Genomic DNA, 23,820 nt, shown 5'->3' with positions numbered 1-23,820 from the left:
AGGTGCATTTGGAATTAAACGCGATCGCCTCTTTTAACTGCCGCACATCACCTGGCGCATAGTTCGCATATTCACAGGCAGTTCTAGCTGCATTGCCTGTTCGATGAAAATTGACGGCACTGGGATATTGGGCGTTGCTTTTACTGTATAGGTGAGCAAAGTACCATTCTCGTAATCTTGCAAACTTAAGTCAGCACAGAAATCGGTAAAAGTACCTTTTTCCAAGCGAAAATGAATTTCCTGCTGCACGATCTCAGATACCCTCAGGTAAGCCTCAACCTGAAGACTGAGAAACAGGAAAGTTTTCGTGGCAACTTGGTAAACACTCTTGGAACTCGTCCCTTCCGGTAAGCCAACAGGCGAGGAGACGTTGGAGTGCAGTACCTCAGAGTGAGTAACATCTGGGAAATATTGCACCCAACGGGGATAGTCTGTCACTTGTTGCCAAACGCGCGATCGCTCGATTGGCAAATACATTTGGGCAGTAACAGCACCCCCCCACGTAGAACGCAATTGCGTTTCTATCAAAATCTCACCTTGCAAAAGCGCCGTTGAGTATCTCTTGCTCAGCGACAAGTCTGAGGCGGCATCCATCGAGTCCGACGGAAAAAGTATACTCATACTGACTCAGCTACTCCTCAATCAATAGTAATTCGATGTCAAGCTAACACAGGTTGTCTCGGACGTGGAAGGCAAGGTATGTTGGCTAATCTCCTAATTTGATCCTACATCGCTGTTTCAGCAACTCAGTATGTAACAATGATGACCATAATTCCTCAAGCATGTCAGGAGCCAAGGAACGTGAGTTGCTCTCCCAACCCAGGCACCGCAATTTTGTTGTATCGCTGGCATTGCTTTAGTGATTACAGCGATTATCGTGGTGCTGAAAGGATCGGGCGTTCTGAAGCAGCTTCCTGACTACGTCATCTGGGCGTTAGTTCTCTTTACCTTGGTTGCTGGTATCCTCGGCGGCATTTGCAGCTTGGGCGGACGTAGCCGATGGCAATATTCTGTTTTAACCATTTATTTGGTCGAGTCTGTGAGCCAAACTCCTAACCCTGAAACCCTGATTTCTTCTATTTTTGCCAGTGTTGTAGGGCTGACAATTGCGGTGTATCTGTTGCGAGGATTTGGAATTCTCACGTTCATCCCTGGCGGCGTTATCTGGATATTAATTTTGCTTTCAATTGCGAGTGGGATTACTTACGGCGTTCAGCGCACTCGCCGATAATTGCTTTCTTTTTCAAAGTTTGTTAAGTCATTTAGTATCTTTAAATACATTTAATATCAACCTTCGGGGCGATTCGCTGGAATTGTCATGTTCGCTATTCTCCAAGAGAAATTAACAAGAATTAAAAAACAAATTTCAGGAGAAGTGAATGACCGCGACAAACCCAACTACACAGCCAAGTGTTTCCACAGTAGAACGCAGTATCTCAGCCGTTTTCAAAGAGCGCGAACAAATTGAGAAAGTGATTCACCGCTTGCTCGATCGGGGGATTTCCCGCGACGATATTTCAGTAATCGGCAAAAACTTTCATTCCGAAACTCGCATTGCTGGATTCATCACCAAAAAAGATGTGATTTTAGGCGGGCTGAGAAGCGGCGGCATCTTTGGTTCCTTGTTTGGTTCAGCCCTTGGCTTGCTGACTGGTGTGGGAGTGCTGTTCATTCCTTTTGTGGGTTCAGTCGTCGCGGCAGGACCCATTGGTGCGGCGTTGCTGGGTGCAGCAAGTGGTGCTTTAGCGGGTGCAGCGGGCGCTGGTTTAGTCTCTGCTTTGGTCGCTTTGGGAATGCCAGAAGACAAAGCTGCCATTTATCAAACTCGCGTCGAAACCGGAGATTTTCTGGTAGTTGTAGAAGTCTCTGCTAATCAATCCGGTGAAATTCAGCTGCTGCTAGAAAGTGCTGGTGGCGAAGAAGTGCATACCAGCGAAACCACATTACCCCGCAAACGCGCTGGGAAACTGGAAAGTCCTAGCGATTTGTCCCCGGAAGTTCGTTCTCACCTCTCAGAGGATGCTCAAAGGACATTTATCGCCAATTACAACAAAGCGCTAGAAGACTCTGGCGATGAATCCAAAGCCGAACATCATGCCTGGGATGTTGTTTCTGAACAATTTGAACAAGATGAACACGGCTTTTGGTCGAAGGCTAAAGCAAAGCTCTAGCAACTGGGCGGTTGAAAGTGCGTCTACACTACAAGAGAATTAACCTGCTGGCGTGGGTTTCAAAACTTTTGATTCGGCTTAAGGCGAGTGCCATTCAGCGATAGTCCTTGGCTCAAAACTTAAGTTTCTCGAAGATGAACAATGGGTTCTGCAAAAGCCGATGTAATTTCGATTACGTCGGCTTTTAGTATTATGTAGAGGCAAATGTTAAGGAGCGATAATGAAGAAGTATATATGTACAGTTTGCAACTACATCTACGACCCACAACAAGGCGACCCAGATAGCGGTATCCAACCGGGTACGGCATTTGAAGATATCCCGGAAGACTGGGTATGTCCTACGTGTGGAGCCACAAAAGGGGATTTTGAACCATACGACGGGTAGGGAGATGATATCGCATCTGTACGGAAAATATTCCGTAAAATCGGCAATAGCTTGATTGTGCAACCTTTAAAAGTAGTAGTGATTGGCGGTGGGGCAGCGGGGTTTTTTGGTGCAATTACCTGTGCCGAAACTTATCCCCAGGCGCAAGTAATTTTGTTAGAAGCAGGACGACAACCCTTATCTAAAGTTCGGATTTCTGGCGGCGGGCGATGCAATGTTACTCATGCTTGCTTTGACCCGGCTGGTTTAGTGCAATATTACCCCAGAGGCGGGAAAGCACTTCGGGGGGCTTTTAGTCGTTTCCAAGCTAAAGATACAGTCGTTTGGTTTAGCGATCGCGGCGTCCAATTGAAAACTGAACCGGATGGACGGATGTTTCCAATTACAGATAGTTCCGAAACTATTGTGGATTGTCTGTTTGAGGCAGCAAGGGCATCTGGAGTGCAGATTCGCAGGGGAACACCTGTTGATAAGATTTTCCGGCAAGTGACTTCATTGAATCAACCACTCGACACCGGCTTTGAGATCCAGTTGAAGTCAGGAGAGATCTTCAAGTGCGATCGCATTCTCCTCGCTACCGGCAGCAATCCCCAAGGCTACCGCTGGGCAAAAACTTTAGGACACACGATTGAACCACCCGTTCCCTCTCTATTCACCTTTACGATTTCCGACCCCCGGTTGCAAGATTTAGCCGGAGTCAGCGTGGAAAGTGCGCGGCTGCGTTTAGGTGTCGGTAAAACTCAGTTAGAACAAATCGGACCATTACTGATTACCCACTGGGGTTTGAGTGGCCCTGCTGCCTTGAAACTGTCGGCTTGGGCGGCTAGAATGCTGCACGATTGCAATTATCGAACGACGTTGCAAATTAATTGGCTACCCCAGTACAACCCGGAAAAGCTGCGGGAAATGCTTTTGGCGGTCAAGTCCCAATTGCCCCAACGCGCCATTTCTACCAATTGTCCGCTGCCCTTACCTCGACGCCTCTGGCAGAGTTTAATTGCTGCTGTGGGGATTAGTGGGGAACAGCGTTGGGCGGAATTATCTAATAAAGTTCTCAATCAGCTAATTCAAGAACTTTCCGAGGGTAAGTACCAAATTCAGGGGAAGGGTGTCTTTAAGGAAGAATTCGTTACCTGTGGCGGCGTCAACTTAAAGGAAGTGAACTTTAAGACAATGGAAAGCCGCATCTGTCCGGGGCTGTACTTTGCCGGAGAAATCCTCGATATTGACGGCGTCACGGGTGGCTTTAACTTTCAGAGTGCCTGGACGACTGCTTACTTAGCGGGTCAGGCAATGGGCAACGAAGAAATTAAAAATTAAAAATTAAAAATTAAAAACCCAAAAATTTAATTTTTAATTGTGTCTTGGCGGTGCGAATACTTGATGAATCTCTTGTATAGCTGCCAATTCATTTACAGTTGTCCATGAATATGCCGATGAAATTTCACGAAATTGTCGAAAAACTGGGTACTACTGCCGCCTGCAATAGTTTGACCTCAAATACAGATTGCAACCCGGAAATTACGGGAGTAGCACCCGTCGATGAGGCTGCCATTGGCACACTCAGCTACATAGAGGGCGCGAAATTTGCGGCTTTTGTGGGAAAAACCTTTGCCAGTGCCTTAATTTTACCGCCGGATGAAAAGCTACAAGCACAAGCATCTGAGCGGGGAATTGCCTGGATTGCGGTATCCGATCCGCGATTAATGTTTGCCGCCGCGATCGCTCTTTTCTATAAACCCTTCCGTCCAGCGCCTGGAATCCATCCCACCGCAGTCATTCATCCCGACGCCAAAATTGGTCAAGATGTTTACATCGGCGCTCATGCAGTCATTGAGGCGGGTACAGAGATTGGAAATGCTGTCATCATTCACCCGAATGTAGTCATCTATCCAAACGTGCAGATAGGCGATCGCACGGTATTACACGCTAATTGTTCCATTCACGAACGCACCCGGATCGGCGCAGATTGCGTCATTCATAGCGGTGCCGTCCTCGGTGCGGAAGGCTTTGGGTTTGTCCCCACCCCGACTGGCTGGTTCAAAATGGAGCAGTCTGGCTACACTGTTCTGGAAGATGGCGTCGAAGTGGGTTGCAATAGCACCATTGACCGCCCCGCTGTGGGAGAAACCCGCGTTGCCCACAACACCAAAATTGATAACTTGGTGCATATCGGTCACGGCTGTAAGGTAGGCTCTAACTGCGCCTTAGCCGGACAGGTGGGGATGGCAGGGGGCGTTACCGTCGGCAATCGCGTGCTGTTAGCCGGACAGGTAGGGATTGCCAATCAAGCACATATTGGAGATGGCGCGATCGCGACCGCCAAAGCAGGCATCCACAATGATATTGAACCTGGTGCCATTGTTACTGGCGTCCCAGCAATTCCCCACAAAGTATTCCTAAAAGCAGCAGCCATCTACCATCGTCTTCCAGAGATGTATCAAACTCTCAGGCAGCTACAACGACACCTAGGAGACAAGAAATAAAATTTACAGAAATGTATATACGGCTTTAGCCGTATATATTCATCTCCTGTAAAAGGCTTTTTCTATCTCTTGAGTGATAACAAACACAAGCAGGAGTTTCCAGCTATAGAGGGATTTGGATTCTCTTGATACTCGTATAAATTAAGAGTAACAAAAGAGGAGATTCACCCATGAAAAATTCAAACTTGTCTAAACTAATGAGTGCTGGTGTTCTTGCAGCTAGCGTCGCTCTGGTTCCCATGACCCTACCTGCTTCTGCCCAGACTGATACGACTACATCTCCCGGTACCACCAATACAGCTCCTAGCCAAGGCGTAGACAATACAAATACAAATACTGAAGGCGATCGCGGTTTTGATTGGGGTTGGTTAGGATTGTTGGGCTTAGCTGGTTTGGCAGGTCTTGCCGGTCGTAAGAATCACGAAACGACCGCTTACCGCGACCCCAACGAAGTCGGTTCCTCTACTTATCGCCGCTAAAGCTGATTGACAGCTTGTTCGTAGACATTTATTGTCTGTCCGTCACTTTTAAAACCAATTTGCTGGATGTCGTCCTGTTGGAAATCCATCGATTGGAAACATAAGAACAGGAGATTTAAACATGAAAAATTCAAACTTGTCCAAATTGGTGAGTGCTGGTGTTCTTGCAGCTAGCGTCGCTTTGGTTCCCATGACCCTACCTGCTTCCGCCCAGACCGATAATTCAGCTCCCGGTACCACCAATACAGCTCCCGACACCACCACCACTGCTCCGAGTCAAGGCGTAAACAACGCCGATTATGAAGGCGATCGCGATTCTAATTGGGGTTGGTTAGGACTGCTGGGTTTAGCTGGTTTAGCTGGTTTAGCTGGTCGTAAACACGACGACCGTGTAGCTTACCGTGACCCAAATGAAGCCACTTCTTCTACTTATCGTCGGTAAAGTACAACACAAGTTTCGCCGTAGTTACGTAACATTGACAACTACGTTTTAGAAACAACTTTAAGAATTCCTGGTGGAGACAAACATCCATCAGGAATTTTGTTATTTATATTTTTTGCTAATCTAGCAATCCTCTTGAATGTGCATGAGCCAATCGGGAATACTGACAAGAACTTATTGCCGATGCTCTATGACCAGCTTGCACAAATGATGTTGATTTTCATGGCTTTGCTGAGTTATTAGCCGCTTTAGGATGCTGCCTGCAATTCATTGAGACGTACCAAAACCTCGCTACTGTGAATTGCAGGATTGATCCCTGTAAATGTCTCGCGTAGCACTCCCTGTGGATCGACAATGAAGGTATGGCGCATGGAGACAAATCCAATCCAAGAACCGTAAGCTTTGCTCACCTTGCCATCTGTATCAGCCAGCAGTGGAAACTTCAGCTTTTCTGAATCGCAGAACTTGGCATGAGAATCAACAGAATCAGCACTGACGCCAATAATTTGAGTATTTTTATCCAGGTATTTCGGCAAGTCTTGCTGAAATCTGCGGGCTTCTAGAGTGCAACCAGAGGTGAAGTCTTGGGGATAAAAGTAGAGAACCACCCATTTACCCCGGTAATCGGAGAGGGAGACTTCGCCATCGCCGGTATTTGTTGGCAGGGTAAACTCTGGAGCCGATTGATTTACTGCGGGCAGCTTGCCGCCGAGTGCAGCCGCTGATGGTGTAATGCTTAACCAGGTGATGAGGGCGAAAAAACTTGCGAATAGAGTATTGAGGAAGATGCGACGAGAATTCATGATGAAAAGCGAAAACTGAACTTAACATAAGTTTACAGTTTTAATTCGCTCTCCACTTTTATCTGAATATTCCTGGTTAATGGGGGTCGCAGTCTGTCAGGCTTGCCGCGAAGGGTTCATTTACCATAGAGGCAAGGGTTGAGCGCATTGGGAATCAAACCATCAAAATTTTAATCAAGTAGAGGCGCAAAACTTTGCGCCTCTACTGCGAACTCAGGAAATGACTGTATTAGTCTTTTTGGAGTTCTTTTTTAGATTTGTAGTAAACCTTCGCCCCTGTATCCGTTACAAAATGACAGGAAGGGTTAGAGCGTAGGAAGGCTTGGAAAACTGACCGATTGGATTTTCGGTAGTAATTGCCCAAAATAGGTTTAATCGCCTCAGTTGCTGTCTTCAGGTGGTAGTGAGGAATGCTGAGGAATATGTGATGAGCTACATGGGTGCCAATATTATGGTGAATATTATTGATAAACCCATAATCGTGGTCAATCGTAGATAAGGCACCCTTGAGAAAATACCAGTCTTTGCCACGATACCAAGGAATATCCGGGTCGGTGTGGTGCAGAAATGTTACCAATGCTAGCCAGACGACAAAAACCTCGTAGGGGCCTACATAATATTTGACCAGCCACATCCAGCCCCACTGATAAGTTAACCAGCCTAAGCAACCCAGCATCAGCGTCCAGAGGGTGGCGCTAGTGATGACATCCCATTTTTCTGAGGGTCGAAACACAGGGTTACTGGGGAGAAAATGAGAACCAGGCTTTCCAGGAGTCCCTTTAAACAAGTACAACGGATAAGCCACCAGTAAGGCTAAGGCATTAAAGCGGACAAATTTTTCATACGCGGGCATCTCCCGATACTGGCTTTCTGTAACGGGATACCAGCTTTCATCCGTGTCAATGTTGCCGGTATTTTTGTGGTGAGTTCGGTGGCTGATACGCCACCCATGATACGGCACGAGGATGGGAATGTGTGCCAAATGCCCAATCAGGTTATTTATCCATTTTTTTCTGGAAAAAGAACCGTGACCGCAGTCGTGTCCGACGACAAACAACGCCCAGAACATTGTTCCCTGCGCCAACCAAAATACAGGCCAAACCCACCAGGAATCCAGATAGCTAGCGATCGCGTAGAGGATGCCGATTATCCCTACATCCACTAGAAAATAGAACAGCGATCGCTTGGTGGAGGGCACAAAGCACTCTGGGGGAATGGCGGCTTTCAAGTCTTGAAGGGTAAAGGGGGGTTCTGAGTCACCCAAATATAATTCTTCTTCGACAGGATTATTTAACTCTATGAGCTTAGATTGCACAAAGTTTCCAATTTTACGTAACTGTAGACCAAAAGGCATTATTCTACAGCCGCGCCATCAGTGCAATTAACGCTATAAAGACTGATTAGTCAAGAGTATGGCTGTTGTTTACTTACCAAATTTATTCTGCGGAAAATGCGGTTGCTCATGTAGCATTTAGTATGGTATGGAACAAATACACTTGGATGCAGCCCTTGATTGAGGAACTAGCTTGAACGGGTTCGCAACTACGGCAAGTCGGGCAACCAATCGGCTCCCTCCGGCATGGAGAGTTTTCGGGAACCGATCGCGATTGACAGGTTAAACAGTCATTCAACAAAAAGAAACTGGTTAAATCCGGAAAAATCTACGGAAAAATCTTACCTTAGGGTGTAGTAAGACCCGTCTTGCCAGAAAAGCCGTGTCCTCTCCAAAATCAATTGCTTATAAGATCGGGCGATTAATCATGTGGAAACCCTCTCAAAGCCGTACCACCCTGATTGTTCTATCCAGCTCCCTGGCGTTTGGGATTCTTGGCTGTAATAACGATGCAGCAAGCCCTCCTAGCCCACCGGCAGCCTCAGCCTCAGCGACGCCTGCTGCTAGCGCAAGTCCCGTGGCAGCTGTTGCCAATTCTGCTGCTACTCAACCGGCTAAATCTGCCTCAACAGCTAAGCCAAAAGCATCAACGGCGACTAAAAAAACACCCGTTAACCAATCGATCAAGACTGGCCCTGACACTTATAACGAAGCGATAGATACTGCCCTTGGCGCGATCGCGATTAGTGAATCTGCCAAAAGCCGAGATGATTGGCAATTAGTTGCCAGCCGGTGGCAAGAGGCAATTGAATTAATGAAAGCTGTGCCAACTTCTAGCCGCAACCATGCGATCGCTCAAAAGAAGCTGCCTCAATACCAGCGCTTTCTAGCCTCGGCTCAGAAACAAGCGGCTCCTCCGCCCAAGCCCAAACCCATTGGACCTGCAATCGTTAACAAACCCTTTTTCACGGTTCCCATCAAACGCCGACAAGGTGACACAATTCCTGTTGTTGACGTGACATTTGATGGCAAAAAGAAATATGAAATGTTTCTGGATACAGGGGCAAGTAAAACGTTGATCACCCGACAGATGGCTTATGACCTAAAGGTGAAACCTGTAGGAATGGCGAACGTGAAGACGGCGAATGGAGTAGCTGGAATATACTTTGGGTTTGTTAATTCGATGCAATTGGGTGGAAATCTCGTCAAAGATGTGCTGGTTGGAATCGGACAACCCGACTTGGACATTGGACTGCTAGGACATGACTTCTATGACGGCTATGACATCACCATTAAAAAAGATGTGGTGGAGTTTCGTCGCCAGCGCTGAAGAACGAGCGCGATTTTCAATTGGTTACAGTGGATTTTGACCTCTTCCTACCCCTCCCCCTATAAGGCTACGGTGTACGGACAAAGCGCTCTCAGACCTAACCCCCAACCCCTTCCTTTGTAGGGAAGGGGAGCAGTATTCAAAGTCGCTCTCCGTGTCGGAGATGGGTTTAGGGAGAGGTCAGCCGACTTGTGTGTACACCGTAGCCTTATAGGGGAGAAAGCTAGATTTTCTGGCTTCTCTGTCCGAAAAGCGGACGCTTGGGGCGTCACCGTGCCGTTTAGGTAGCGATCGCACTGATTGATATTTATTCTAGGAATCACTCTGGAAAAGCTTCGGAACGGGTGCCAAAGTCATAGAGTGGTTAAGTGGGTTATCAAAACTGGCTATGCCAACACTGACACCAGACCAGCGCAATTACTACTACCTCTTAGAAGCGGAACGAACTGGCATTCACAAGCCGATTCTGGCAGCGCTTTATCAAGTGCTATCTTCACCGCAGTTTTCGGACGGAGAAAAGGGACTGGGCATCTCCCCAGCGAATCGCATTCCCCTACAGGAGGTGGATTCTTTTCCCAAACAAGTGCAATATGCTGCCAATACTATCCGCAGTTTAAGTAACAATCTGGTCGCTCAGGGGTGGAAAGGAGCGGATCTGTGGGACGTACAAAAAGGGCGCTACAGCGATCGCTTTATTCAAGCTGTGGCTGATGGTTATGCACCGCCAGCAAGCGAACCGACAGCAGCGCGGTTGGAAGCCAGCGATGCCAAGGCGTTACTGCAAGCGTACCTAAAAGACATCGAAACCGATTTCAGTGCGGAAGGCTTGCCCCACAATCTTGCCTACCTGGATAAGGCGCTACTGACCCTAGTGGAGCGAGTTCCAGAATACTATACTGGCTTGCCTCACCAACGGGATGCTGCCCTGGAAGTGGTGCGGATGTGGCGTCAGATGGATACAGAAGAAGCCGCGATCGCGTCTTTGCTGTCTCCTGGCACTGTCATTGGCGATAACTTCGAGGAATCCCAGATGGATGTTCCTCTCAAGCAATTTATCCAGCGAATTTCTCCCAATTACTCCGGTTATCCCTATCAGCGAGAAGCCCTGCTGCGGCTAGCCCAGCTGTGGCGTCAGCTAGAATCGCGGGAAGTTGCGATCGCTTCTTTGAAAAACAACACCTCCGCCGATACAGGGATTAAAATTGTCGATCCGGCCCTGATTGCCTTTATCCAGCGCATTCCGCAGTATTATCAAGCTTCAGGCAACCAACGCAACGCGCTAACTGAATTAGTTCGGATCTGGCGAAAGTTGGACTCTCGCGCTTCCGCGCTGGCATCATTGGGAATCGACCCTCTACTGCTGAGTGGCACGACAAGCGATCGCACCAGGTTATCGAATCTTGCTGCCCAACTAGATCGAGAATTGCTGAATTTTGTTCGGCGTCTGCCGATTGAATATAAAGAAATCGACCACCAACGAGAAGCTTTAATCCGCCTGGTTCAACTTTGGCGCGATTTGGCAACCAGAGATCAAGCCATTCGCTCCTTATTTGAGGATCTCAAACGCATGAATCAGGCACGGAAAGATTCTCCGGACGCCGCACCCAAGCCTGTCCCAATCGCTGTCGCCAAGCGTCCCGACAGGTGGACGCTAAGGAATATTCAGCTGTCTGCCCCCATCGTTCCGGATGGCAACTTTACCTGGGCAGAAGCTACCCACGGCGGCACCCGGATGCCTCCTAACCAGGCGACGCTGGATGCCATGATCCGGATTGCGAGACTCGCACAAAGGGCACGCGATCGCATTGGGCGACCCTTCATCATTACTAGCTGGTATCGACCTCCAGCGATCAATCGTGCAGTTGGTGGGGCAAGATACAGCCGTCATATTGTTGGAGATGCGATAGACTTTCTCTGCGAAGGTCTTTCTGGCGATCAACTTTACTGGTCTCTCGACCCTTGGTGGCCCGGTGGTTTGGGTCGTTACACCAGCTTTCCGAACCTGTGTCATCTTGATGCGCGAAGCTATCGGGCACGCTGGCGAAACTAAAGTGAGGCACAGACGTACACAAATGCTCCTTTTTCCATCAATGGTGAGGGGTTAGGGTTAGCTGACAAATCTTTCCGTATAGGTTGGGTTTCACGCTGTTGAACCCAACCGCAGCCAGTGTTTCGTTGGCTCCGTGCGGGAATGAAACCCAACCTTGTATTTGTACTTCCGCAAGGAAACTCCAAAATATTTGGCTTTTTCAACCCTACCAATCTTTATCCGGTTTCCGGAGGAGAAAACAAAAATTTAATCTACGGTTTGCCTATCGGGATATGAAGGTATACAATAAAAACATTCTGCTAGAATCATGTCCATAGTAAAAACATTTCTATACCTATAGATAGATGAGCGATCGCATTGGACACTTAAAACACACCTGGGTACAATCTCATAATCCTTCACATCCAGCATTGAGATTGCAACAACAACAAACAGAGCCGATGTTCTACTATTTTGCTTACGGTTCTTGTATGTGCCCGGTCGATTTAAAGCGTACATTCGGCGAGAACACTCATAGTTACGTGATTGGTGCTGCCACACTGAAAGGATATCGGCTAGGATTTTATCGTCGCTCAGCGCTTCGCAACTGTGGTGTTTTAGATATGGTTAAAGATCCATCAGCCTCAGTCGAAGGAGTTCTGTATCGATTACCGTGGAGATTGAGCGATCGCTTGGATGAACGGGAAGAAGTCCCTCAAGGCGGTTATCGCCAGGAAATGGTCAACGTTTCCTGCCAAGATCGGACATATACCAACGTTCGTACCTACGTTGTCGTTAACAAATTAGCAGAAGAACTCGCCCCCAACGACTGGTACTTCAACGTTGTCCTGCGCGGTGCCTTAACCTGCGGGCTTCCAGAACAGTATTGCTGGCAACTGTTTAACCATATGCATCAGTTACAACAGCGCCACTGGGTCTCATCAGTCTCTACGGTTCGTTTAGTTAGCGGTAATTGATCGTTCGTCATTCGTCATTAATGATTCGTTTTTGGTCAGCAATTCTGAGCAAACACCCAAAAGCTCATGACAACTGACAATTCCCCCCTATTTATTATTTATTAAAATACTTGTAGGGTAGTTAATTTTTACCCTCATCCTAGGTATTGCTAGGCTTAAAATGTAAACATACATTTTTTGTAAATTCTTGGTGTATGTTTACAAAAGCAAAATTTCTAGCCACATTCTTAGTAATATTTATTATTTTATCTGTTGTTCATGTTTATTCCAAAAATACTTCAACGATTCCTCAAGTTCAAGCACAAAAAATAATAAGCAGAGAAAATACAGCTAATAATTTATGCGATTGCCAAAGCCAAGAATGCCAATTCAGCATAGAATTTATCAGAACGGATCATCAAGGAAATACAAAGGCTAAAGGGGCAAATTATGTTCTTATTTTTGATCCAAAATCTCCGAAACTAGATTTTAAGGTTAGTCTTGCTTTAGCCCATGAAATTTATGCTAAAGATGCTAAAGGAAGATTCCGCAAAGAATATGTTCCAAAACAGTTTCATGAAATTATAGCCGATGATAATGCAAAACTAAATGGCAAAAAACCGATTGCAGCCATTAACGGGGATTATATAGATCCTGAGAATAAACCCCAAGGCTTGAACATTTCGAGGGGGGTAGAATATTCGGGTTTATTTAAAGATAAGCGGTCTTCCTTTGGAATTTCAGAAGGTACAAAAGCGCGAAAAGCGACAATCCAGATTGGGAAAAGAAACGAGCAAAATTTAAACTATAACTTAGTAGGAGGAAATGGAAGATTTTATAAAGATGGAATATTTAAAGATATTTGTAATGACTTGGGAGAATATGCCTGTAAACACGAAACCAGCCGCTCAATGGCAGCGATTACTTCCAAAGGCTATGTAATTTTATTGGTTAACAACGTCGAAACCGATGGGCCATTATATCCAGATAAGTTTGATGATGTTCTGAAAGGAATTTCTAAAAATCACTGTTTAGGAAATATTCAGGAAGCGATGTTATTTGATGGTGGTTTTTCAACAGCTTTTTACTATAATAACAAAATCTATGTAGAAAACTCTAATCCAATTGGTTCAGTTTTCTTAATTTATAAAACCGAGTAAAACTATATTAAGCTACTTTTATATTTATAAGTCTCAAGTTTCATCTGCATTTTCTATACAGTCTTCACAGTGATATTTTTTAGGTTACACTTTGCAAGCGGCGTTTAGGTTTATGCAACCGAGTTTACCTCTCATCGAGTATATTGCTATACTCTATTAATTTACTTAAGTTTACTTTTTATCTCAGACAGAGACTTTTCAGTCTCTTTGATTTTTGCTTCCTTTTTTAATTTTTCTAATTTCTCATCCAAAATAATTTCTATTCCTTTTTTTAGACTACTAAAATGATTCAAGCAATCTTCTTCACTTAACTCATGAATTCCTTTACTTAGAATTGAATAAATAATTGTATTTTTAACTAATGATTCAGGCAGAATATCTTTTAGTAGACCGATTTTTTCATTAACCCGACTACTGTTGTAAAATTCTTCGTTCCATGTATCTATTTTTTTAGCTTCTTGATGAGCTTCTTCGACTAAATTTTCAAATATTCTTCTTAAATAAACAAAAGAGCCAATACCGATTTTATGACTGACAAGCCCAATAGCCCTACTGAATTCCTTATATTTTGTTTCACCTAATACTTTTCTATACTTTCCTATCTCGGTCATATTCAAATCTGCGATTGAAGGATATTGACCAATTTTTTGAATTGTACCGTTATATATTTTAAAACAAAAGTGCATTTTGTGGTTACCATTTCTAGCGCAGCAAAAATTTAAATTAAATATTCTATTATTCATTTTCAATTCTTGTAAAGGGTTTGATTTAGAATTTTGGAATTTATTAATAGTAGGATTTGTTTTATCTTTAATCGTTTTTTGTAAATACCCTAATACAGGCTCCTTAATGCCAAGCAACTTTTTGAAAGTGCTGTATTTTTCACACTTTGGGCAGAATGCATCAATTGAACCTTTAAAATTTTCAATTTCCTTAATTAGTTCCGAATTAGAATCAGCTTCAAAAGAAGCATAAAGTGGAATTTCTAAAAAAAACTCTATGGGAGAAGGAAACTTTTTGTTTAAATTTGCCATCTTGGATATCTCCTTAATAATAAAACTTAAAGAAAAACAGTATGCTCCTAAGCTATAGAAATCCTATTTGAGTTGTGAATGGATAGGCGTTTATATACCCAACTTTTTGGAGAAGTTAGGTATCTCGCTTTCATGAATCATTTAGGACTGCTCTAGTATGTTAGGTGAAAGCTTATGTGTTACATAATAACTACCATATCACCTGATTAGCCTACAGTCACGCCTTCAATTTTTGCATCTGATTCGTCATACAGCGTCCGTAGTTTTTCTAATTTCTCCTCATTAGGTTGCCAGAAACCGCGACCATTTGCTTCTATCATTCTGGCGACAATATTGCGGAAGGCTTCGGGATTTGCCTCGCGCAATTTATTCGCCATTTCTGCATCTAAAGCATAGGTATCTACTGCTTGGTCGTAAACCCAATCATCGGTAAAATCAACAGTACCACCCCAACCAATTAACGCTGTCATGCGTTGGGAGATTTCGTAAGCACCACCTGAACCTTGATTCGCCATTGCTTCTGCCCATTTGGGGTTTAGCAATTTGGTACGGTACTCCATCCTCAGCAAGTCGTCTAAATTGCGGGGGGTGGTGTCCTTGGAGAAGCTTTCGACGAAGCTGGCGTTAACTTTTTTACCGCGTTGTTTTTCTGCGGCTTTTTTCAAGCCGCCAGTGTTGGCGTAATATTCTTGAATATCGGTGAGACCGTATTCAACCGAGTCGATTTCTTGGACAATGCGATCGCTTGTTTGCAACAACTGCGTCAGCACTTCCGGTCTAGCTTGTCCTTTGTCTTTTCTACCGTAGCTGAAGACATTGCGATCGCGCCAAGTATCGCCCAATTCATCGCCAGATTCCCAGTTACCATCAGTTACGCGATCGTTCACTAACGAACCAAAATCACCGGCGGGGTTAGAGAATAATCGCGCTGAGGCATTTTCTACACCTTGAGATTTCAATGCTAAAGCGTGTTTGCGGATAAAGTTTTGGTCTTCCGGTTCCTCAGCATCAGCGGCGCGTTGAAACAAATCATCCAACAATTCAATAATGTTGATAAAGGTATCGCGGAAAATTCCCGAAAGATTCCCTAACACATCAATACGCGGATGACCAACTTCTGCTAAGGGTTTTAATTCATAACGGACAATTCTTCCCGTACCTTCCTTAACAGGTTCAGCACCCACTAATTCCAGCAAAATTCCCAGAGATTCGCCCTTCGTTTTAATCGCATCCAATCCCCATAACATCACTGCCACAGTTTCCGGATAAGAACCCTGTTCCTTAAGATGTTGGGCGATAATCTTTCTAGCAACTTCTCGACCCCTTTCGTAAGCGGCTGGGGAAGGCATCCGATAGGGATCTAAAGCATGAATATTCCTGCCTGTTGGCAACACACCAGCACCATCCCGCAACAAATCACCACCCGGCGCAGGCAGAATATATTCACCATTAAGTCCCCGCAACAGATTCGTGAGTTCATCGCTGTTTTGTAGTAATAAATCACGTATTTTTATCGCTTCATCTATTAACTCTGGAAGATTAGGATTGATGCGAAATTTAACATTAGGATATGTTTTGTTTAAGGATTCCCAGTGTGCTGATAGTGCTGCCTGGTTGTCTGCGCCTTTAGCAACTGCCTCAATAATGTCTTTTGGCAATTCAAAATAAGCATCAAAATAGCTAATTAGTCCTTCTGGAGTTGGTGGTTCCCCCAGCGTATGCAAACCAGATGAAAAAAGACGATTTTCTAGAACTTGCAGATATTCGTACAGTTTTACTAAGTAAGAATTAAAAACATCTGTACTGAACATTCTGGCATTCTCAGGCGAGAAGTCAATACCTAAGCGTTTAGCATCCTCAAAAGGACAATCTGCATCCAAACCCGTATCGACAATCTTTTTACAAATTGCTTCCTTGAGGGCGTAATTTTTTTGCGGATCTTCCCGATACTCCGAAATCAAATCGCGCAACGACACCAATTCTTTGTACAATCCAGCACGACCATAAGGCGGCACATTATGGGAAATCAGTACCCCGTAGCCACGACGCTTTGCCAACATTGATTCAGAAGGATTGTTCGCCGCATAGATATATAGATTGGGGATATTTCCTAGCAGAATATCTGACCAAGAATAGCCCGTATTACCCAGCGGAGATCCGGGCAACCATTCAACCGTTCCGTGCATTCCGAAGTGAACGACAGCATCAGCTTGAAAGTCGTTTTGCAACCATTTATAGAAAGCGGCATACTGAGGGTGAGGTGTTAAATCGCGCTCAAACATTAGCCGCATCGGGTCGCCGGAAATTCCCAAGGGTGGCTGTACGCCTATCCAAATATTTCCTAGTTGTATCCCTCCAATTTGAAATTCATCTCCATAAGTTTTGATGCCAGTTCCAGCGAGGGATTTCCACTGTTTTTCGATGCGAGTCGTTAGCAAATATCCCAGCCAATTTTCTAAGGTTTTAGCGTTAACGCTTGTACTTCCCTGAACTCCGCCGTCAACGGAGGTGAATGATCTTGCCCCCTCCCCGTTCACGAGGGTTGGGGTGGGGTTCTCATCCGCTTCTTTCACCAGGCGAATTAATTCTTCCCCATCTTCCGGTAATTTTCCGACGTTGTAGCCTTGGTCTTTGAGGGCGTGAAGGAATTTAATAAGACTTCGAGGTACATTCAATAAAGCCGCTGTCCCCGTCGCCCCATATCCAGGCGGAAAACCATATAAAATCACGGCAATTTTACGTTCAGCAATTGGTTTTTGGCGTAGGGCAATCCATTTTTTCGACCTTCCTGTTAAACGCTGAACTCGTTCTGGAATTAAGTAAATATCTTCTCCCACCAAACCGCCGAGGGGAACAGGATCGATTGCCCCATCCAGTTCTGGCAAAGCATATAAAACAACACTTTGTAACCCGCCAACACCCTGCCGCGTCCAAGAATGGATATCTTGAATTAGTAGCGGTGCAGCGACGATATAGGGTACATTCTTGGCAGTTAGAATGCGTTTGGCTACTTCCACTTGTCGCCCTGCTTCCATTGACCCGGCAGGGCCACCGACGAGGGGAAAGCCAATCGTAGAGACAATTGCATCTACTGGAACCGCATCTTCAGACAGAGATGGAGTTTCAAGATTACCGAGTTGTCGCTGTTGCATTTCGTAGTTTGTTGTCATCCAATCCCGCACCGCCACATGACCTTCGACGCCGTTGATAAAGATTGGCAAAGGTATCAACCCAGCTTTCTCAAAGTGGCGAATGAGTTGGGGAATGTAAGGCTGTTTGGTGATAACGTGCTTGCGATAAAGCAGAATGCCGACAACTGGGGATTGGAAATTGGGAATTGGAAATTGGGAATTGGAAATTGGTGAATTCTCTTTGTTTTTATCTTCTCCTTTGCGAAGCTGTCGATACCATCCCAAATATGCCCTTGGAGATTCAAAAAAGCCTTGATAATCGGGATGCAGCAATCCCATATTTGGAGTTTCAACTGGCGGTGGAATTTCTCCTACCTTTAACTGCAAATATTTCTCTGCCAGCGTCCAGAACATCGACGCGACATTTTCTGTTCCACCAGCGTTCCAATAACCGTAAATAATTAGCCAGTTGCGTAAGTCTTGCACTTTTTGCACTGGCACAAATTTTAATAATTTTGGCCCAACTTTTAAAAAGCTAATATAACCGGCAAGTTTGTCTTCTTCTCGCCCGTTGCTGAATTTGTCGAGAATAAATTTAACTGGCTTGGGCATTCCCTTGGGTTTGTCGCCAATTTTGAACGCGCCTATCTGAGTGAGGCTCATCAATTCCAAGGCTGACTCGAAAACGAGGCGAATCGGAATATTTTGCACCCTTTGGCGCAACCACATGACTTGGTCGTAATCAAATAGCAGACTGCCGAAAAAGACATCTGCCCCTTGGAGTGCGGCTTCTACGGCTTCTGGTTCTGTGGTGAGGGCGCGATCGCTAAACACCCGAATATCCAACTCCGGACACCTAGCCTGAGCCAAATGAGCTGCCTTCCGGTACAAGTCAGCGTTGAATGATTCAAACCCAGCAATTAGAACAATGCGTTTCATGCCCAGAGAGATTAAAGGTTCCTACTTTCGATCTTAAGCAGGAACCTTGGGGATGGGACGCCTAAGCCCACCCCGACCTCAGATTGCTTTTAGTAACTCGCCCTGAGCATCCCGCTGAAGATATTAAAGTTCTTATCAATCAAACCGATTAAACTCTGAGCATTAGAGAGCGATCGCGGTGGGTTAGAAATCAGCGTATCTAAGGCAATCAAGCGATTAAAATCAACTTTGATGTCACCAGTCCGCTCGGTTTTCCCATCGCTTTCGTAAAACTTGACCCCCGCCTTCTTGTGCATAATCTCGATTAACTCCTGCGCCATGATGCCATAGCCAATCGTGGTGGGATGAATGCCATCCAAAGAGAATAAGCCGCCTTGAGTGCGACCTGTTGCATCAGATTTAAAAAAGCGGGAATCTGGTACAGGTGAAAGTGCCTGAAGCTCAGGTGGCAACTCGTACTGACCACCCACTTCATCCCACCAAGTCGGTCTGGCTTCCGGGTCTTGGATATAGCGCCTGGATGCCAAGCGATCCAACAAGCCAGCCATTTCAAACAGATACCAATCTCTGCCTTCCTGTCGAGCCTGACGCACCGCATCGGTTATAGAGTCGTTGTACTGGTCAATGGCACTATCGATTGCTCGTGCTTCTTCCTCTAGCAAGTAGGGATGCTTATTCGGATCGAAGTCTTCTTCGGTAAGCCAAGGCAAGGAGTAGTAAGGGAAGTATCGAGATCCCGGCTTAGCTTTTTTCCCTTCATTGTCTTTATTGATACCACGGGCAAAAGGAAGGATGGTGATGTGAGGAACCGTTGCCAAGATTATATGGCGAGCGCGGATTTGCTTAACTTCCTCAACCAGCTTGTCCAGTTCAGCCTTAAAGTGAATTGGACGCCAGACAGTATAGCGATCGTTGACCGCCATATCGTCATAACCTTCAGCAGTCCAAGCCGCCTTAAATGTCAGAATACTACCCAGCGCATTGTTGCCACCGATGATAACAAGCAGCGTTTCAATGCCGTTACCATCGCCAGTTTCTTGCATCCCCTCAGCACCTAGTGCTGCCGCCGCTTGCAGTGGTGTCAGCGCGTTGCCTTGTGCATCCCGCGCCGAATTCAAAACTCGGATAGCAGCGCGTTCGTTATGGTACTCAACAACCTGCCGGAGATAATCGTCTTTGGGCGGATTTTTCCGAATGATGTCTAGGCAAATGTCCGCAGTACGCGACAGGGTATTCCGCAAATCCCAACCATAGACCGCCAGGTTGTGATTAATCCCGCGTTGAATTGGGAAGCGGGAGCCTGCGTCACGTTCCCAATAATCCTCTATATCGTCCATGTAGTGGCGTATAAACAACAGCGCTGGAGCGAAATCCAACCAGTTGATATCACCAAACTCCCGATCGAGTTGTCGAGCCAGATGTTCTAGGTTCAGCGGAAACCCGTCTCCTGGCCCGTCGTAGGTGGGATAACGCATCTGGTTAGACCAGCCCATTTCCTTGGCAATCATCATCGGATAGGAGAGGCTAGTATTGAAGATTGCCCCACTTTGAAAGCCGTGAGAGAGAGAGTCCCCAATCGTGACCAGCCGATGCTTAGGAGTTCCTTGTCTACTCACTTCAACGGCAATACCCAGGCTGGGATCTGTAATGGGTTTTCGCGCCTGTGCCTGAATAATTACATCGTCTGGCGTGCGATCGCGCATTCGATTTCCAGAGTCTGCCATAAAGTCTCCTTATTAAAAAAAGCGAACATTCGTTACCAGATGCTCCACAACCGATGAGATAAAATCCGGAATTTGTGTTAAATCAGCAGCGGTTTCAAATTAGCCGGTAGAATCTCTAAGACGATAAGATTCAATTAAATATTGTAGCAATTTGTAACAATATTTAAATCTTTTATTTGAAAACTGGACAGAAGATTAGGTAGAGGTTTTACTATAAAAGCTACCTCAAGTTCAAGGAAATTTAATTTTATAAAAAAGCCAGATAATTAATTAACTATTAATTATCATAAGTTAGAGGATTGATTTTAGGCATAATGTATTTTCCAATAATGTAATTATTAGAATTAAATAAGAAGATAGACAGAAGATGGAAATAATAACTAAAGTTATATTGTCGAAACTTATTAAGCATTAAGTTATAAAATGCAACTATATCGCACAAGCAGTGTAACTCTCATTGGCTGCGTTCTTTTGTAGCGTTAAAATAGCACAAAAGCTAGACTTGCTCGATGGCTTTTTTTTTGGCTAGTTAACAGAAAAGTTAGCAATATTGAATTCAGGTGGAATCTATGGCTTTTAATATCAGTGCGCTGAAATTACCCACACTCAAAATAGGCTCTAATGGAGCAGCAGTCAGTTCTTGGCAAAGCTTTTTAAAAGAGGCTGGTTATCCGATAGGAACCGTTGATGGAGACTTTGGCAAGATTAGCGATACAGCTACCCGTAGTTATCAGCAAAGAAATAACTTGCCGGTTAATGGAGTTGTGGATAATACCACCTACACCAAAGCTTTGAGCGACGGTTTTCTTTATAAAGTTCCCAATCTTACGGCGGCAATGTTGCTTGCTTATCTGCGCTTTGGCGAGGCAGAGGTTAAAGATTTACAAAAGAGCTTGAATACAATATTGGTTCCCGACTTAACCGTAGATGGAGACTTTGGAGCGAGAAGTAGCCAAGGGTTAGCCCAAGCTTATCTCCAAAGAGATGTGCGCTTGCGTGATGAATTGGAAAATCTACTTTCTGCAACGACTAAGCAGAAATTAGGCGCAGATTTTATCCCAGCAATGGATATCCTCAACGCCTATGCCAAAAGAATCCGATTTCGCTTGAGTGGTCCGCATTGGTATGACAACTTTCCGACTAGCCGCTCGATTTCTGATTTAGCTTCGCCTTTCCGAGAAAAGGTAGCAGCTTTTCAAAAAGCTTTAATTGATGCGGGTGCCCAAACCATTATTGCCGCTACCTATCGACCTCCACAAAGAGCTTATATGATGCACTATTCGGCTCGGATTAGTCGAGGAGAAATCAGAGCAGAAAATGTACCAAATATGGCGGGAGTTGACATTGAATGGGTACATTATACGAACGCTGTAGCTGTGCAAGCTGCACAACTGATGGTAGATGAATTCGGGATTGGGGGGAATCCGGTGGCTCTAAGATCTCGCCATACTGAAAGGCTAGCCATCGATTGGAACATTACCTGGGAAGGAATTCTAAAAATAAAAAAGAGAGATGGCACCCTGGTGAATATTGGCGCTCCCACGAATGGTGCCAACAATACGGCTCTCTATAGTGTGGGTGCATCCTATGGCGTATTTAAGCTAGCAAATGACCCGCCCCACTGGTCAGTTGATGGTCGCTAAGGCTGAGGAGTTTTTTGAGTTAAGATTTTGAGTTTAGATTGTAGAGACGCGATTTATTGCGTCTCTATTTATCGATAGTTCAGAAATTTAGATTGGGCAACAGTAAAGCAAAATGGTATGAAAACAAAAGGTAAACTTTGCTGATTGCCGAACATCTACCCAACTGAGAGCTATGCAAGTTCAAAGATTTGACCTTAGCGCGGTTATCATCCGCACTACTGCGATCGCTCTACTGGCATTAATTGCTGGCTGTTCATCCGATCCCTATACAGAATCAGCACTCCAGCCAACCAAATCCTCGAATCGCGCCGCTACTACAGCAGAAGTGGGTTTAGCACGTCACTTGAAACGCACCAAAGCCAAATTTTACGGCGCATATTGGTGCCCTTTCTGCACAAAACAGAAAGAACTGTTTCCAAAAGAGGCGCTTGGCTATATAAACTACATCGAGTGCGATGCGGGCGGTAAAAATCCGCGTCCAGACCTCTGCACAAAGGCAAAGATCAAAGGCTTTCCCACTTGGGAAATTAAGGGGCGGCGTTACTCAGGTCTGCTTTCTTTAGAAGAACTCGCCGAGCTATCCGGGTATAAAGGCGATCGCAACTTCCAAAACCGAATTTGATCCGTGTTGCCAAACGCTTCGCTCAAACGAACAATGCTATGCCCCTCCGATGGTTCCCTCATTGTGGCTGCACAGCGGCTGGAGAGGAAATGGGTTGTGCTTGTCCGGCTTGTACGAGAGCTTGATAAATTGCAGCAGCTACCTCAGCACGAGTCGCCGCTTGATTCGGTTTGAGCAAGTTTTGATTCGGGTAGTTAATGACAAGACCGGCGGCTGTAGACGCTGCGACACCTTGGGTCGCGTACTTAGGAATCTCCTTGGCGTCTTGATAAGTCTGCAAAGCTTGAGCCGGATTGGACGGTGGTTTCAGCCCTAAGCCGCTAGCAAGCGCAACCAAAACTTGCGCTCTCGGAATTTCTTGGTTTGGGAGAAACCGATTTCCCGGATATCCTTTCAAAAAACCCGTTGCTACAGCCTGCTTGATTCCAGCTTCAGCCCAGTACCCAGCGGGGACATCTTGAAAGTTTGAAGCATTCTGAGCCGGTTTTTGACTAAAAGCTTTTCGCAACGGAGCCGTAAATTCCGCTCTCGTGATCGGTTGATCGGGGCGAAAAGTGCCATCGGTGAAACCCGCGAGGATGTTGCGTTCAACCAGCGCTTGAATGTAAGGACGCGCCCAGTAATTGTCGGGGATATCGGAAAAGTTGATCGGTTTAGCTGGGGCGGAAGGCGTGGGTACGGGTACGGGAACAACCGCCGCTGGCGCAGAAGGCGCAGGCGCGGGTACTGTGGCGGGGGCGACTGACGGCGCTGGCGCGGAAGGCGCGGGTACGGGTACGGGAATAATCGGGACGCTTCCCGATACCGTGTTTGGATCGTCCGGTATGAGTAGCGTTGAGTTTGGGTCGCTCGGTGAAGCAGAAGGTGCCGGAACCGTTTGCTGGGTGGGCGATTCTCCGGGTATCACCGTTGGTAGCGGCGCTGCTGGCTTTGGACTCGCCGTGGTGTCAGGAGTCGGCAATCCGGTCAAATTCAACCCTGGCTCCCTTCTACCAATTGACCAGAAGAAAATCGTGCCAATCACGCCGAAGGCAACAACAATGCCAATCAACTCATCAAAGCCAAGCCGAGAGGAACGTGGATCGGGGGGAGGTGATGTCATTTACCTGAGTTCATGCAGCAAGTAGCTTATACCCTAAAATGCCTAGCTAAG

20 protein-coding genes are annotated in these 23,820 nt (G+C 45.7%); 13 read left to right on the top strand and 7 right to left on the bottom strand.

Annotated elements, in window-relative coordinates:
* Nucleotides 1–33: 33 nt before the first annotated feature.
* Nucleotides 34–621 carry an SRPBCC family protein gene (locus NDI34_RS01470; protein ID WP_348231632.1) on the bottom strand — a complete coding sequence of 196 codons (588 nt, stop codon included), beginning with the start codon at nt 619–621 and terminating at the stop codon, nt 34–36.
* A gap of 418 nt (nt 622–1,039) precedes the next feature.
* On the opposite strand from NDI34_RS01470, the gene NDI34_RS01465 reads away from it, so the two are divergent.
* The 7 genes from NDI34_RS01465 to NDI34_RS01435 all read left to right on the top strand — a co-directional run bounded on the left by NDI34_RS01465 (nt 1,040) and on the right by NDI34_RS01435 (nt 5,963).
* Nucleotides 1,040–1,231, top strand: a complete 192-nt coding sequence (locus tag NDI34_RS01465; RefSeq protein WP_190412750.1) for a hypothetical protein — start codon at nt 1,040–1,042, stop codon at nt 1,229–1,231.
* Nucleotides 1,232–1,379: 148 nt separating this feature from the next.
* Nucleotides 1,380–2,171, top strand: coding sequence for a ChaB family protein (locus NDI34_RS01460; protein ID WP_348231631.1), 792 nt, complete (start codon nt 1,380–1,382; stop codon nt 2,169–2,171).
* A 220-nt stretch (nt 2,172–2,391) separates the two neighbouring features.
* Nucleotides 2,392–2,556 (top strand): rubredoxin, encoded by a 165-nt coding sequence (rd, locus tag NDI34_RS01455; protein WP_190536233.1) that lies wholly within the window; start codon nt 2,392–2,394, stop codon nt 2,554–2,556.
* Between the two features lie 51 nt (nt 2,557–2,607).
* Nucleotides 2,608–3,876, top strand: coding sequence for an NAD(P)/FAD-dependent oxidoreductase (locus NDI34_RS01450; RefSeq protein ID WP_348231630.1), 1,269 nt, complete (start codon nt 2,608–2,610; stop codon nt 3,874–3,876).
* Between the two features lie 116 nt (nt 3,877–3,992).
* Nucleotides 3,993–5,042, top strand: a complete 1,050-nt coding sequence (gene lpxD / locus NDI34_RS01445; protein WP_190527882.1) for a UDP-3-O-(3-hydroxymyristoyl)glucosamine N-acyltransferase — start codon at nt 3,993–3,995, stop codon at nt 5,040–5,042.
* A 170-nt stretch (nt 5,043–5,212) separates the two neighbouring features.
* A complete protein-coding gene (locus tag NDI34_RS01440) occupies nt 5,213–5,521 on the top strand; it encodes a WGxxGxxG family protein (RefSeq protein ID WP_190412755.1) in 309 nt (102 codons plus the stop codon).
* A gap of 121 nt (nt 5,522–5,642) precedes the next feature.
* Entirely contained in the window at nt 5,643–5,963 is a 321-nt protein-coding gene (locus tag NDI34_RS01435) for a WGxxGxxG family protein (protein ID WP_190412756.1), read from the top strand.
* A gap of 248 nt (nt 5,964–6,211) precedes the next feature.
* Here NDI34_RS01435 and NDI34_RS01430 read toward each other — a convergent pair whose 3' ends face one another.
* A complete protein-coding gene (locus NDI34_RS01430) occupies nt 6,212–6,766 on the bottom strand; it encodes a peroxiredoxin (protein WP_348231628.1) in 555 nt (184 codons plus the stop codon).
* Nucleotides 6,767–6,995: 229 nt separating this feature from the next.
* The gene (locus NDI34_RS01425) at nt 6,996–8,081 is read right to left on the bottom strand and encodes a fatty acid desaturase (RefSeq protein ID WP_348231627.1); all 1,086 of its coding nucleotides are present in this window, start codon (nt 8,079–8,081) and stop codon (nt 6,996–6,998) included.
* A gap of 445 nt (nt 8,082–8,526) precedes the next feature.
* Here NDI34_RS01425 and NDI34_RS01420 point away from each other — a divergent pair, with 445 nt between their 5' ends.
* The 4 genes from NDI34_RS01420 (at nt 8,527) to NDI34_RS01405 (ending at nt 13,574) form a co-directional block, all read left to right on the top strand.
* Nucleotides 8,527–9,429 carry a retropepsin-like aspartic protease gene (locus tag NDI34_RS01420; RefSeq protein ID WP_348231626.1) on the top strand — a complete coding sequence of 301 codons (903 nt, stop codon included), beginning with the start codon at nt 8,527–8,529 and terminating at the stop codon, nt 9,427–9,429.
* 388 nt (nt 9,430–9,817) lie between these two features.
* Nucleotides 9,818–11,479 (top strand): D-Ala-D-Ala carboxypeptidase family metallohydrolase, encoded by a 1,662-nt coding sequence (locus tag NDI34_RS01415; RefSeq protein WP_190687036.1) that lies wholly within the window; start codon nt 9,818–9,820, stop codon nt 11,477–11,479.
* A 344-nt stretch (nt 11,480–11,823) separates the two neighbouring features.
* Nucleotides 11,824–12,435, top strand: a complete 612-nt coding sequence (locus tag NDI34_RS01410) for a gamma-glutamylcyclotransferase (RefSeq protein WP_348231625.1) — start codon at nt 11,824–11,826, stop codon at nt 12,433–12,435.
* A gap of 194 nt (nt 12,436–12,629) precedes the next feature.
* A complete protein-coding gene (locus NDI34_RS01405) occupies nt 12,630–13,574 on the top strand; it encodes a phosphodiester glycosidase family protein (RefSeq protein ID WP_348231624.1) in 945 nt (314 codons plus the stop codon).
* Between the two features lie 161 nt (nt 13,575–13,735).
* On the opposite strand, the gene NDI34_RS01400 is transcribed toward NDI34_RS01405, so the two are convergent.
* The 3 genes from NDI34_RS01400 to NDI34_RS01390 form a co-directional block, all read right to left on the bottom strand.
* The gene (locus NDI34_RS01400; protein WP_348231622.1) at nt 13,736–14,608 is read right to left on the bottom strand and encodes a short-chain dehydrogenase; all 873 of its coding nucleotides are present in this window, start codon (nt 14,606–14,608) and stop codon (nt 13,736–13,738) included.
* Nucleotides 14,609–14,814: 206 nt separating this feature from the next.
* On the bottom strand, nt 14,815–18,678 hold the full coding sequence (gene bchH / locus NDI34_RS01395) for a magnesium chelatase subunit H (protein WP_348231620.1): 3,864 nt from the start codon (nt 18,676–18,678) through the stop codon (nt 14,815–14,817).
* Between the two features lie 89 nt (nt 18,679–18,767).
* Complete coding sequence (locus NDI34_RS01390) at nt 18,768–20,402, bottom strand: hypothetical protein (RefSeq protein WP_348231619.1); 1,635 nt, start codon at nt 20,400–20,402, stop codon at nt 18,768–18,770.
* Nucleotides 20,403–20,971: 569 nt separating this feature from the next.
* Here NDI34_RS01390 and NDI34_RS01385 point away from each other — a divergent pair.
* Nucleotides 20,972–22,045: a peptidoglycan-binding protein gene (locus tag NDI34_RS01385; protein WP_190527867.1), complete on the top strand. Its 1,074-nt coding sequence runs from the start codon at nt 20,972–20,974 to the stop codon at nt 22,043–22,045.
* Nucleotides 22,046–22,217: 172 nt separating this feature from the next.
* Nucleotides 22,218–22,667 carry a hypothetical protein gene (locus tag NDI34_RS01380; RefSeq protein ID WP_190412768.1) on the top strand — a complete coding sequence of 150 codons (450 nt, stop codon included), beginning with the start codon at nt 22,218–22,220 and terminating at the stop codon, nt 22,665–22,667.
* A 58-nt stretch (nt 22,668–22,725) separates the two neighbouring features.
* Here NDI34_RS01380 and NDI34_RS01375 read toward each other — a convergent pair whose 3' ends face one another.
* Nucleotides 22,726–23,769 carry an S-layer homology domain-containing protein gene (locus NDI34_RS01375; protein ID WP_348231618.1) on the bottom strand — a complete coding sequence of 348 codons (1,044 nt, stop codon included), beginning with the start codon at nt 23,767–23,769 and terminating at the stop codon, nt 22,726–22,728.
* Nucleotides 23,770–23,820 lie beyond the last annotated feature (51 nt).

This window comes from Trichocoleus sp. DQ-U1, from assembly GCF_039961925.1.
Taxonomy (GTDB): Bacteria; Cyanobacteriota; Cyanobacteriia; order Cyanobacteriales; family FACHB-T130; genus FACHB-T130.
Note: the sequence above shows the minus strand (reverse complement) of the source record. Positions and strands in the feature narration are given on the sequence as shown.

Excerpts from the sequence above, each read along its gene's own strand:
- NDI34_RS01470 (WP_348231632.1), bottom strand. The coding sequence starts at position 621 with ATGAGTATACTTTTTCCGTCGGACTCGATGGATGCCGCCTCAGACTTG.
- NDI34_RS01460 (WP_348231631.1), top strand. The coding sequence starts at position 1,380 with ATGACCGCGACAAACCCAACTACACAGCCAAGTGTTTCCACAGTAGAA.
- rd (WP_190536233.1), top strand. The coding sequence starts at position 2,392 with ATGAAGAAGTATATATGTACAGTTTGCAACTACATCTACGACCCACAA.
- lpxD (WP_190527882.1), top strand. The coding sequence starts at position 3,993 with ATGAAATTTCACGAAATTGTCGAAAAACTGGGTACTACTGCCGCCTGC.
- NDI34_RS01440 (WP_190412755.1), top strand. The coding sequence starts at position 5,213 with ATGAAAAATTCAAACTTGTCTAAACTAATGAGTGCTGGTGTTCTTGCA.
- NDI34_RS01435 (WP_190412756.1), top strand. The coding sequence starts at position 5,643 with ATGAAAAATTCAAACTTGTCCAAATTGGTGAGTGCTGGTGTTCTTGCA.
- NDI34_RS01430 (WP_348231628.1), bottom strand. The coding sequence starts at position 6,766 with ATGAATTCTCGTCGCATCTTCCTCAATACTCTATTCGCAAGTTTTTTC.
- NDI34_RS01420 (WP_348231626.1), top strand. The coding sequence starts at position 8,527 with ATGTGGAAACCCTCTCAAAGCCGTACCACCCTGATTGTTCTATCCAGC.
- NDI34_RS01415 (WP_190687036.1), top strand. The coding sequence starts at position 9,818 with ATGCCAACACTGACACCAGACCAGCGCAATTACTACTACCTCTTAGAA.
- NDI34_RS01410 (WP_348231625.1), top strand. The coding sequence starts at position 11,824 with ATGAGCGATCGCATTGGACACTTAAAACACACCTGGGTACAATCTCAT.
- NDI34_RS01405 (WP_348231624.1), top strand. The coding sequence starts at position 12,630 with ATGTTTACAAAAGCAAAATTTCTAGCCACATTCTTAGTAATATTTATT.
- NDI34_RS01400 (WP_348231622.1), bottom strand. The coding sequence starts at position 14,608 with ATGGCAAATTTAAACAAAAAGTTTCCTTCTCCCATAGAGTTTTTTTTA.
- bchH (WP_348231620.1), bottom strand. The coding sequence starts at position 18,678 with ATGAAACGCATTGTTCTAATTGCTGGGTTTGAATCATTCAACGCTGAC.
- NDI34_RS01390 (WP_348231619.1), bottom strand. The coding sequence starts at position 20,402 with ATGGCAGACTCTGGAAATCGAATGCGCGATCGCACGCCAGACGATGTA.
- NDI34_RS01385 (WP_190527867.1), top strand. The coding sequence starts at position 20,972 with ATGGCTTTTAATATCAGTGCGCTGAAATTACCCACACTCAAAATAGGC.
- NDI34_RS01380 (WP_190412768.1), top strand. The coding sequence starts at position 22,218 with ATGCAAGTTCAAAGATTTGACCTTAGCGCGGTTATCATCCGCACTACT.
- NDI34_RS01375 (WP_348231618.1), bottom strand. The coding sequence starts at position 23,769 with ATGACATCACCTCCCCCCGATCCACGTTCCTCTCGGCTTGGCTTTGAT.